Consider the following 11,535-nt stretch of genomic DNA (forward strand, 5'->3'; position numbering starts at 1 on the left):
CCCCAACAGGTCGCGGTTTAAATATTTCCTATGGTGGCGGCTTTGCCGAAAGAGTACAACCTCTGCTTTAACCTTACGCCTGCAGGGCCGTTCTTAGCATTAGAAACAGTGAACAACAGCAACCACAGAGAATAAGCCATGAAAAAAAAAGATAAAAGAGGCCAGGTAATGGTTGTCACCGGCGCCACCAGCGGCATTGGTAGAGCTACAGCCCTTGAGTGGGCCAGGCGCGGGGGAAATGTTGTGCTGGCCGCGCGCAGCAGGAATGTACTTGAAGAGGTGGCATCAAAGTGCGAGACCTACGGAGGGAAAGCACATGTGGTGCAGACAGATGTGACAAAGGAGGAGGAAGTAGAGAGTCTGGCAGCAGAAGCGGTGAATGCTTTTGGCAAAATAGACGTGTGGCTTAATGACGCGGCAGTATTAATTTTCGGTGAGTTCACGCAAATACCTACAGAAGACTTCCGGAGGATATTGGAAACAAACCTTTTCGGATTCATTTATGGTGCACGGGCAGCAGTACGCCAGTTCTATAAACAAGATTACGGCACACTCATCAACATGGGCTCTGTCTCTGGTATTGTTGGCCAGCCATATTCTGTGCCATATAGTGTCAGTAAAGGGGCAATCCGGAGCCTGAGTTTATCGCTGGGTCAGGAGCTGGAAGGTCACGAACACATCCATGTCTGCACCGTTCACCCTTCTATCGTTGACACTCCCGTTTATGACTTGGCAGCTAACTATACTGGCAGGGCTATAAACCCACCCACTTCTGCAACGCCTCCACAGGAGGTTGTCGAAGCCATCATTAAACTAACAAAAAAACCAAAAAGAGAAGTATTTGTTGGAAAGCTAAATCTGCAAATGCGACTTGGCAGAACACTCTCTCCGAAGCTGTTTGACAAGGCCATGCGAAAGGTGATAGAGGAGTTTGAGCTAACAGAAGAGTATGCTCCTGAAACTAAAGGCAACCTGTTTAAACCTAATCCCCGTCTGGCTGCCGTAAAGGGTGGCTGGTTAAAGCTGGAGAAAGAAGGTGAGCGAAGAACCATCAGAAAAAGCGCAGGAAAGGCAGCCTTGATTACAGGACTTATCGTAGGTATCGGGTGGCTGCTCAAAAAGAAATAAAGGTGCTTTATCTAAAGACAAACAAAGAGTTTTGAAGGATGTTGTAATTGTAGGAGGCGGCCTGGCAGGTCTTGTAAGCGCACTGGGTCTGGCTAAGGCTGGGCTGCAGGTAACACTTGTGGAGAAAAAGGCCTACCCCTTTCATAAAGTTTGCGGAGAGTATGTTTCCAATGAGGTTCTGCCTTACTTGCAAAGCCTGGGTGTTGACATAAGCTCCCTTAAACCTGCTAACATCAGCCGCTTTTTACTCTCTTCGCCGAAGGGCAATACATTGGAGGCAAAGTTAGATTTAGGTGGGTTTGGTGTCAGTCGCTATACTTTTGATCATTACCTATACCAGCTTGCACAGCAACAGGGAGTACAGTTTATTCTGGAGCGACAGGTGCAGGATGTTACCTTCGGTGGCGATGCGTTTGATGTTGCGTTATCTGGTGGGGAAAGCCTGCACACAGCCGTTGTTTTGGGAGCATACGGGAAGCGCACGAATCTAGACCGCCAGTTAAACCGGCAGTTTTTCAGACAGCGCTCCCCCTACATTGGCGTTAAATACCACATCAGGCACGACTTTCCAAAGGACCTTATCGCATTACTCAATTTTGCCGACGGTTATGCCGGTACTTCAGCTATAGAAGATGACCGCTACTGCCTTTGTTACCTGACCACCCGTGAAAACCTCAAAAAGCACAGGAACATTCCGGCCATGGAACAGGCTATTCTCTACAGAAACCCGCACCTGCGCCAGATTTTTGAAGAGGCGGAGTTTTTGTATGAGCAGCCTGAAGTAATCAACGAGATAACCTTCGCCACGAAAACCGCAGTTGAAAACCATATGCTGATGTGCGGAGATGCGGCCGGCATGATCACGCCACTTTGTGGCAACGGAATGGCGATGGCCATACACTCCGGTAAAATCGCAACCGACCATTTGCTGGCCTTTTTCAGTAATGGCCGTAATCGGCAGGAGATGGAAGTGAACTATAGCCTCGCCTGGAAAAAGAGGTTCGCCAACCGTATGACTGTAGGGCGAACTGTTCAGCGGCTCTTTGGGAGCACCGTTTTATCAGAGATAGCTGTCAGCACCTTAAAATATTTCCCGTTTGCAACACGAAGTGTGATGCGGCAGACCCACGGGGAGCCATTTTAATGCCTCTCCTACGCCTGCTTATCTTATCTTCAATCTCCTGCGTACATACAGTTAAATTCAGGCGAACACAACAACTATAACAATTTCTAGCCAACACCTGTTAAATAAACAATTAACAACCTTTAGTATAGCACATATACTATACCAGTAGAGGTCGCAGCTGCAAAGGCGCATAAATTTTAATGCAATTTTATTTACATGAATACATACATCAGCGCCATAGGCACAGCGAACCCACCGCACAGTATACCGCAGATGCAGATTGCGGATTTTATGGCGTCGGCCCTGGAGTTTAATGAAGACGACACCCGAAGATTGAAAGCCCTTTACCGCTTATCCGGTATTGGCCAGCGCTATACGGTAGTAGAAGATTACACGCGCCAAAACGGGGAGTTCACCTTCTTCCCAAATACCACTAAACTTGAGCCATTCCCAACGGTGCAGCAACGCATGGAGGTCTACCGTGAGCACGCAGGCTCTTTGTCAGAAAAAGCAATACGTAACTGCCTTTCCAGGGTGCCGCAAACTTCCTTGGAAAGTATCACGCACTTGATAACCGTCAGTTGCACCGGAATGTATGCTCCGGGCCTCGGCATTGAACTGGTGGAGCGCCTAGGGCTTTCGCCCTCCACACAACGTACGGCCATCAACTTTATGGGCTGTTATGCGGCCTTCAATGCCATCAAAGTGGCCGATGCTATTTGTAAAGCTGATCCGGCAGCAAAGGTACTGATGGTATGTACTGAGATTTGCACCATCCACTTTCAGAAATACACGGAGCAGGACCACCTGGTATCCAATGCCCTTTTTGGCGATGGTGCGGCGGCGGCTCTGATACAGGCACAGCCAGGCGGGAATGTTAACCTGGAGCTGCAGTCTTTCCATTGCCACCTGGCTTCCGATGGAAAAGAAGAAATGGCCTGGCACATCGGCGTAACAGGATTCGAAATGACCCTCTCCTCCTATGTGCCTGGTCTTATCAAAGAAGGAATCGAGCAGCTAACAAACCAGTTGCTCAAAGGACATAAAACCAACCTGTCCGAAATAAAACTATTTGCCATACACCCGGGCGGTAGGCGCATTCTGGAGGTAATTGAGCAGGAACTGGGCATGAGCCGCGAGGACAACCGTTTTGCCTACCAGGTACTCCGCGACTTTGGGAACATGTCATCAGCTACGGTACTCTTTGTTTTAAAGGCGCTCATGGAAAGTCTGTCGCCAGCAGACCAGGACGAGCCGGTACTTAGCTTTGCCTTCGGCCCCGGTCTTACGCTTGAATCTATGTTATTAAAAGTACATCATGCTGGATAAACGATCTAATGAGCCAGAGATAATGGACGACCTCCAGCTCGGGGGGCAGGAAATGTATCAGACGCTGAAGGAGCTTGAAGTGATCAACAATTACCTGGGCGGCCATAAAGTTGTACTTGATGCGTTAGATAAGCTGGTGGCAAAGCACAAAGACAAATTGCCGCAGCCCCTGCACATTACTGACATTGGCTGTGGCGGCGGCGATACCCTGCTGAATATAGCCAAATGGGCTAAGAATAGAAACATAGCCGTAAAACTTACGGGAGTAGATGCCAACAATTACATTGTGCAGGTAGCCCAGGAACGCTGTAGCCATTTCCCTTTTGTAGAAGTAGAGCAGCACGATGTTTTCTCAGATAGCTTTGCCCAACACAAATACGATGTGCTGGTATGCAGCCTATTTTGCCACCATTTTACGGACCCGCAGCTGGTAAAAATGTTTAGCCAGTTATACCAGCAGGCACAGATGGTTGTCATCATCAACGACCTGCACCGGCACTGGTTTGCCTACCATTCCATCAAATTGCTTACGGCGCTTTTCTCAAAGTCTTACCTTGTAAAGCACGATGGTCCGCTCTCTGTGTGGCGGGCCTTCAAGAGAAGGGAGCTAAACAGTTTAGTGCAAAAGGCCGGCATAGCAAAGTACAGCCTCCACTGGAAGTGGGCTTTCAGGTGGCAGCTGCTGCTAGAGAAAAGCTAATCTTAATAAGTCTCACCTCTGTACTCCGGCTTTAGAGTGAGGTTCAGAAGTCAAATATTTATTTGGGATTCCCAGAATGAGCGAAGTGAGATTTGTACAGGCAGACAACCATTTCTGTTCAATTTAAAATTGCAACTGGTTGGATAACACTTCTTATGTAAAACAAAGGCTTGAAACTTTTTAGCGCCCCCTAACCTAACGTCAAATATTCACTTATTTCGATTAAGTCACTGTTGATAAGGTTCGATAATTCACTCCTTCGGTCGGAGAAGTTAACCTGCCTTCCTTCTTTCATACTTTTCGCTTGTACCATATATGTAGCAGTTGCAGGTGGTTTCACCTAGATTGAGGAATGTAACCCAATCGCCAGCCATCTCAACAGCATCAACCTGAAAACTATCAGGGGAAAGATGTTCAGGACCGCCACCATCAACATGTACCTCAAGAGAGCCAGGGAGCTTCAACTCGTCTGATGGCCCGTACCTTTTCACCGGAGTTCTGAAGAAGCCCCATCTTCTTTACCGCTACTTCATACAGTAGTTGTACTATAGCAAGTAAATGATAGCATTTATAAAAATATAGTTGCACTAATTCGCTAAATATGAAGTTACTGCTGCTACCTTCATGCCCGGTTACTGGCTCTTAGCCAATGCCACATGTTAGTTTAGATTGTTTGTCTGCATGATAGGGTAGTCGGTGGCTACCCTTTTCTTTTGGCTGCCTGTCTGATGCTCGCTAAGTGCTATAGCATCCAACGGTTCACCATCAGTATAAAAGCAACACGCAGCAGCAAGAGAGCTGCAGCTTGGGCAAGGGAAAAGTATACCTTTTCAGGCCATTGTTTTCAGGGGCGGGAATGCCCGAACGGAAGCAGCGGGGGCCGCTTTTCAGTGTAACAAAAGGGGAAAGAAAGAGGAGTCACTTCATGAGCAGCTTAACACCCGATGGTGATTAAGTGCCTTTTATTAGTATCACCGAGGCTTAGGCACGAAAAAGCCTCCCAAGATGGAAGGCTCTTAAGATAATCTATGCAGGTTTACTAAATTAAGTCTTGTTAAATATGCCCCCCTCATGATCAACTGGGGACAAAGAGGGAGACGAAGCCTGTAAGTTTTTATAGTCTGGAAAGTATCGGTAATGCGAAAATGCTCTTACTAACCCCATAACACAAGGTATTCAGCCTATGTACTGTAACATTCATTATTCAGTTACCCTTCCCCTTTTGTATAGCTTATCTGCTCAGGCAATGACATTATATAAGAAGTAAATTGCGAACTTGACATGGTTTGTAACATCAGGTTTCAAGCTGTTTAATTCTTAAATGTGGAAGCTCCTCTTCAAAAGCTCTTTCAGAATAGTAATGGAATAAGAGTGGTACGGTTTTCACTTCCAGGCCTCTCGCACGTGATGTAGGAGGTGCCTTTCTACCGAGCTTCACAGCATCTTGAATAGGCATAGAATGATGGCTCTCAGATTGCATCTTAAATAGTATAGTGCCCTACTGAACATAACAGTAGTTATCAGCCGAGTGCCTTTGCAGTTGGCAGTCCTCTGCTACATGTGCTCTTTTCTGGCTCTTTGTAGCAGGGCCTGGAGGTACTCCAGGTCTTCCTGCGCTGTTATGTCCTTGCCTGAGGCCTCCTCAATGGAGTTCAGCTCCTTTTCCAGAAGGGACCTGTGCTTATCCTGCTCATCGCGTTCGCTTATTTTACTGATTAGCTCAACCAGGCGTGTCTGCACGGTTACATCCTTTGTGGAGTAGGCGCGGATGCTGGCTGAGCACATATAGAATATCTTCTCGAAAGGGATAGGCCCGTAAATAAGGCATGGCGTGCCATCCTCATGCTTTACCACCTTAAGCTGCCCGCCCAGTTGCTGCAGCCTGCAGAGCAGGTCCATGAGGCAGTCTATCGCCTGTATAGCCGTACCTGGGTCATTCACGCCCGGGCTCAGGGCCTTTACGGCTATTTCTGTTAAGTGCTTAAAGCCGTAGATAAAGTTCTCCACCACATTTTCCTGGTGCCGGAGTATCACATTCTCCTCCAGTAGTTCCTGTGTCCTATCATCCAGGGGCCTGTTGATTTTAAGAAAAGGATCCCCCTTCAGCAGGTACATTCCCTGGTCTTTCAGAAACCGTATCTTCAGGCCCAGTTTTTTAGAACCCTTCATGATATCTTCTGTTGTGACTTTATCAAAGTACCCCGAGTCCCATGCCTTCACAACATGGAATTCCTCCTCCTCTTCGAACTTTTCCTGGTAACTCCCACTGCTGAGCTCCCTGTCCAGCACGTCCCTTGTGTTGCGGTAGATGTTGTTGATGATGTTCCCTATCTGGATTTCATTCGAGATCTTATGAATGAAATAGATAAAGCAGATAAGGCTGGCAAAGCCTAGGAACACGCTCAGGACAACTGACAGAGGAGGCACCTCCGGCCCTGAAGGCATTGTCCCGACATTGCTGAGCACGACAATAATAAAACATATGGAGCCGATGATGGTGCCTAGCACGACCTGGCTCCCTCTCCTGCTGACCAGATCCGGCAGCAGCCTGGGGGAGAAGGTGGCTGTAACCTGGGAGAGCACAATCATCACCATGGCGAAGGTAAAGGTCACAAGGGTGATGAGCCCCGTCAGCAGCGCCGAGAGAAGACTGCGGGCTGTATCCGCATTGTCTACCCGAAGGAAGGATACCTCGTCTACCAGGGAGCCCCCAACAGAAATTCTATCCAGGTAACTGGTAACCCACGAGAGCGCCAGCAGACAGAAAGCTATCACCATAGGGTAAAAAGCAATGCTGGTGGTGATCTGCATGTATGCTTTTTTGACATCGTACTTTACCTTTGCAGTATCCATAGCATATAAGTGTAAAAACGAACAGGGCGCCTTAGTTGTAGGGTTGCCAGAAAAGAGGCAGGGAAAACAGTATTTACTGGCACATGTAGCTGTTCATGTTTCCGGCTGGTGGTTAGGTAACAGGAAAACGCAGCAATCAGGCTCCGGGTTTATCTTTTAGCAGTGCCAGCATCACAGAGAACCGTCAACGGTGGCCAGTCAGGGGCTGCTGGCTTTGCTGGTTACCACCGCCATGATCTTGCTGGCAGGAGTCTGTGTGGCACTGTTCACGGAGCCTCCCGTTGGCTGGCACCATTTCGGCACGCCGCTGTCAGGCTTCATACTGGCCTCCGTTATCGGCGTCGCCGCGGGGCTGGGCGCCGGAGACGACGCTGGGCGGAGGGAACTGGTGGGGCTTGCCGCCACGGCGCATATCTCTGTTTACCCGGCCCGGTTCGGGCTCAAGCTCATCTTCGGTTTCGATCAGGGGGACAAGTGGACGGAGCACCTGCTCACCTTCGGCATCAATGTCACCTCTCTGACCGTTGCCGCCTGATACCTTCGCCCTCATGGGCATGAAGGGCGAAGGTATCAGGCGGTTCGTAAGCAAGATGAAAAAGTAAAGGGAATTAGAGGACACCTCTAAAGAAACCGCAGAAAGGCGTTGGAAAAGAGCCTGCTTAAGAACGCCTTCCTGCTGCTTATTTATTCAAAAGGTTGACTTTCTGACCTATGGGACTAGACATATATAACGGGAAGCGCAACTTCAGCCAGACACCGGAACCGGAGGGACGGGAAGAGAAAAGCAGCGACGCGCTGCGCTTCGTGGTGCAGCGTCCCTCTGTACACGGAGGCATTACGCATTTGTGCCCTGGTACTTTCTGCAGGCCTCCTCGCACTCGCGGCATATCCTGGCGCAGTGCATGGTCTCCTGCTCTTCCTCTGTGTGGTTCTCGCAGATATCGGCGCACTTCCTGCAGACCTCTGCGCAAAGTTCGGTCATGCGCTGAGCGAAGTCCGAGCCGGATGCCACAAAGCTTGCTGTCACGCGGCAGATTTTAGCGCAGTCCCGGCACGCTCTCAGCGCACGCACCAGCGCGTCAGTTCTGTCATCTTCCAGGCACATGTCAAAGCAGTGGTCGCATTCATCGGCGCACTGCGCTAAAATCTGCAGCAGGTCTTTGTGGGGGCTGTTGTTGTGTTCATGGTTGTGGTTCATAGCTTATGTGGTTTTACAGTTAATAATTTGCTTAGGGCCAAGAGGCTTATCTAAAGATAACGTGCTCACTCCAGCTTGGTTGAGAGGCTATCCTTATGCCTTCTCGGCTTTTATTTATTTTGCTGCCGCAAGGGTGCCGGACTATGCTCGTACTGTGATTGCCCCGAAAAACGAGGGGATTCGGAGGCAAAGGCAGCGTGTGCACTAATTTTTTCTCTTCTCCCTGCTGCCATGTCTGCCTATGAACCCTATAGAGGAAACAAGCCATTGTCCAACAAGCCAAACAACGTCTAGCACTATCCATGGGCGGCAGAGTAGCTTTAGCAGTAGTGTGTGTGAGTTCATAGCATTTTAAACGAGCAGTTAACCTAAGGGGACCACCTTTGTTCATCATGTACACAAAATTAAGCGGCCTCTTGCGGTAAGTTCTAGTCCCGGAAAAGGTGGAATTTTTGAGCTGAAGGTGGAGGTTAGCTTGTTTGGTCGAGTCAACACCTATTTCGTCGGCCTGCATGCTAACCGCAACAAGGCGCAACATGGAAGCGCAACACCGCTTTGAGCAGCCCTATTGGCTGAAAACAGCCAGCATGCGACCCCTGTTTAAAGGCTATTTTGTCGGCAAAGGTGCTTTTGCCTGCTTTTACAGCTGTTATTTTGGACACGAATGCCTCAGGTTACTTTACCTTCTGTTTTGCCGGTTCTAGCAACGTCTTGTTGCAGCCAAGTACAGCATTGCTATAGCCTGTTTGCCAGCTCTTCGTAACCCACAGCTCTCTGTCCCGCTAAACGGCCATTTTACAAGTACAAAATCCGGGGAGGGACTTGAGACAGGCTATGATTAGACAGCAACACGGTGCAACGGGCAGTGTTGCTGTGGTGTTGCTCCAGGACAACATGATTAGCCTTAAGACTCCCGAAACTGCTTTCAAGACATCTGGAATAGAGCCTTCATGTGCTCTCAATGATGATTCCGCTCAAATACAGCGCTTGCAACGCCGGTTTAGCAGGCTGTTGCTTCATATTGCTCATCTGTTGTTGCGCCGTATTGCAGGACGTTGCGATTGTACTGGAACACGTGGTGATGGTGAGACGGCTGTGTGAGGGGGCATACAAGAGAGCTGAAGCAGTCCTAACTTATTTTGCCGCCTCTTTAAAGGGAGGCTGTTGTTTTACAGCCTGAACGCGGCCGGCTGCCTGTTAATGGTTAATTAAGTTCTATATTTTAAAAGAAAAATATAGGAATACCTGAACAAAGGAGGCTGGTTTGAAGTATATATTTTATTATCTTAATAAATATATATTATAATACGTGCCTTCCAGGGCATGCCCCCTATGAGACGCAGAACTCCAACAAACCCAGTAGACCAATATATCGCTTCGCTCGCACCTGAAAAGCAGGAGCTGGCAAAGGAAGTAAGGCGAATTGTTGCCGCCTCTGTCGCGCATCTGCAGGAAACTGTCCGGTGGGACTGCGCCTGCTATTTTTTCCATGGCCCTGTCTGTTACTTCGCCCCCTCGCGTGGCGGGATCCACTTCGGCTTTTTCCGCGGCAGGGAGCTCTCTGACCCGAAGCGCCGGCTTATGAGCCGCAACAGTCTGTACCTACACATAAAGGTGCGCTCGCTGCAGGATATCGATGAGAAATACTTCGGTGACCTGGTCCGCCAGGCGGTGCTCCTGAACCGCGCTTAAACACACCCATTGGGCGTTTGAGAAAGGTTTGTTGAGTCAGTTGACTTGGCCTGTACTCCATTGGGATTTGCTGGCTCCGTTGAAGTGCTGTCTCAGAATTTGGGGGTATAGTGGGATCAACCCTGCTTCTTTTAGCTGTCCCTTATCAGTACTGTGATGGTTTGCTGCTTGTTTGCTACCGGAGGCTTGTTTTGCGTTTGCCCTGGTTTGCCGGATGCTTACAAGCTGGCTGTAGGGTAGCTGCAACAAAGTACAATATGGAAATGCAACAATGAGAAACCGTCTCGTCCAGAGATACTTCATATAACAGCGAAACATCATCTACTGGAGAACCCATGGATAGGAATGATCCCCATGCCAGAAAGATGAGCCCCACTGGCTTGCGGGAATTCTCGTATCGAACATGGTTCTTCAATGGTAGCCATGGCAATAAGTCCAGAGTCTCTCCCTGGCGTGTTGCCACCGGTGTCTCCGTCAATAAGAGCGTGACCAAAGGGCCTTATTCTTAATTGTAAGAAAGCTTCTATCCTTCTACAGGGACTTTAATGGTTATGGAGGATCCACCAGCTTTAGGGGAGGTGATGGCAAGGCTACCATTCAAGAGCTTTACACGGTCTTCGATTGTCCTTATCCCCAGCCCGGTTGTTTCGCTTTTCTTGTATCTAAAGCCTCTCCCATTGTCGCGGACCTGTAACACGACCTGCTTCCGTTTCCGGGAGAACTGCAGGCTCGCCTCCGTAGCCTGTGCATGTTTCACGATGTTGTTGACCAGTTCCTGGCTGATGCGGTAAAGGGCTAGCTCCAGGTAAGATTCCAGTCTCCCCTCCAACCCTTCTACCTGGCAGCGTATATGAAAGGAGCTCTGGTCATACCTCCTGCACAGATCATGAAGGGCTTCCTCCAAACCAAATTCCTTCAGTACGATCGGGACAAGTTCGTGTGAAACTCTGCTGGTCTCATTGATAGCCTCTGTCAGCAGTTCTTCAGTACGTTTGACGGCTGATTCCGGCACTTGCCGCGCTACCTGGTCCAGGTTTAGCTTGGTGGCGTACAGAAGCTGGCCGATTCCGTTGTGCAGGGACTCCGATATTCTCCTTCTTTCCTCTTCCTGGGCCTCCAGTATGGCCAACAACAGGCCCTTCTGCTGATCCAGCCGAAGTTCCAGGTTTTCTTGCTCCAGTTGCTTTATTTCGGATATGTCCAGGTTAACACCCAGCGTCTTCTTGCCCCTTCCCTGCTTGTCCCGCAGCAGGACAGCCTTTACCCTCATGGTGACTACCTGACTGTTGGGTCTGATGCGTATGGTTTCCTCCAAAGGCTCTTGACTTTCCCGGAAGTGATGCACTATTCTTTCCGCCACAGGGCGATCTTCTTCTATCACATAGTCCAGGTAGAGCTCCGGCTTTACCGGGCTGCCTTCCGGTATACCAAAGAGGCGGTACATGCCCTTTGACCAGTGGAGTGCTCCGGTGTCAATGTCATACTCCCAGCTGCCTATGCGCGCTGTTT

The 11,535-nt window shown here is 49.3% G+C and carries 10 protein-coding genes and 1 pseudogene; 6 read left to right on the plus strand and 5 right to left on the minus strand.

From position 1 onward, the window contains the following. Positions 1-138 precede the first annotated feature (138 nt). From DXT99_RS25060 to DXT99_RS25075, 4 genes and pseudogenes are all read left to right on the plus strand, one after another. A complete protein-coding gene (locus DXT99_RS25060) occupies positions 139-1,128 on the plus strand; it encodes an SDR family oxidoreductase (protein ID WP_115568343.1) in 990 nt (329 codons plus the stop codon). Between the two features lie 16 nt (positions 1,129-1,144). After that, positions 1,145-2,272 (plus strand): annotated as a pseudogene (locus DXT99_RS25065) (NAD(P)/FAD-dependent oxidoreductase); the annotation flags it as partial. Between the two features lie 198 nt (positions 2,273-2,470). After that, on the plus strand, positions 2,471-3,583 hold the full coding sequence (locus DXT99_RS25070) for a type III polyketide synthase (RefSeq protein ID WP_115568345.1): 1,113 nt from the start codon (positions 2,471-2,473) through the stop codon (positions 3,581-3,583). Beyond that, the gene (locus tag DXT99_RS25075) at positions 3,573-4,283 is read left to right on the plus strand and encodes a methyltransferase domain-containing protein (protein WP_115568346.1); all 711 of its coding nucleotides are present in this window, start codon (positions 3,573-3,575) and stop codon (positions 4,281-4,283) included. Before DXT99_RS25070 ends, DXT99_RS25075 begins: the two co-directional genes overlap by 11 nt. 1,554 nt (positions 4,284-5,837) lie before the next feature. Here DXT99_RS25075 and DXT99_RS25085 read toward each other — a convergent pair. The 4 genes from DXT99_RS25085 to DXT99_RS25095 all read right to left on the minus strand — a co-directional run bounded on the left by DXT99_RS25085 (position 5,838) and on the right by DXT99_RS25095 (position 8,334). Then, a complete protein-coding gene (locus DXT99_RS25085) occupies positions 5,838-7,136 on the minus strand; it encodes a DUF2254 domain-containing protein (protein WP_115568348.1) in 1,299 nt (432 codons plus the stop codon). A gap of 198 nt (positions 7,137-7,334) precedes the next feature. Next, positions 7,335-7,457: a hypothetical protein gene (locus tag DXT99_RS27815; protein WP_262511385.1), complete on the minus strand. Its 123-nt coding sequence runs from the start codon at positions 7,455-7,457 to the stop codon at positions 7,335-7,337. Then, positions 7,447-7,755 carry a hypothetical protein gene (locus DXT99_RS26910; protein ID WP_147294307.1) on the minus strand — a complete coding sequence of 103 codons (309 nt, stop codon included), beginning with the start codon at positions 7,753-7,755 and terminating at the stop codon, positions 7,447-7,449. The genes DXT99_RS27815 and DXT99_RS26910 overlap by 11 nt, the downstream gene beginning before the upstream one ends. 216 nt (positions 7,756-7,971) lie before the next feature. Beyond that, positions 7,972-8,334, minus strand: coding sequence for a four-helix bundle copper-binding protein (locus DXT99_RS25095; RefSeq protein WP_115568350.1), 363 nt, complete (start codon positions 8,332-8,334; stop codon positions 7,972-7,974). A 1,332-nt stretch (positions 8,335-9,666) separates the two neighbouring features. Between DXT99_RS25095 and DXT99_RS25110 the strand changes: the two genes are divergently transcribed. Then, positions 9,667-10,026 carry a DUF1801 domain-containing protein gene (locus tag DXT99_RS25110; protein WP_181885258.1) on the plus strand — a complete coding sequence of 120 codons (360 nt, stop codon included), beginning with the start codon at positions 9,667-9,669 and terminating at the stop codon, positions 10,024-10,026. 335 nt (positions 10,027-10,361) lie between these two features. Continuing rightward, on the plus strand, positions 10,362-10,535 hold the full coding sequence (locus DXT99_RS27235; RefSeq protein WP_181885259.1) for a hypothetical protein: 174 nt from the start codon (positions 10,362-10,364) through the stop codon (positions 10,533-10,535). A gap of 14 nt (positions 10,536-10,549) precedes the next feature. Here DXT99_RS27235 and DXT99_RS25120 read toward each other — a convergent pair. Continuing rightward, positions 10,550-11,535, minus strand: a 986-nt coding sequence (locus DXT99_RS25120; RefSeq protein WP_115568355.1) for a sensor histidine kinase, incomplete at its 5' end; no start/stop codon positions are given.

Origin of the sequence: Pontibacter diazotrophicus (assembly GCF_003367245.1) — a bacterium.
GTDB classification, from domain to species: Bacteria; Bacteroidota; Bacteroidia; order Cytophagales; family Hymenobacteraceae; genus Pontibacter; species Pontibacter diazotrophicus.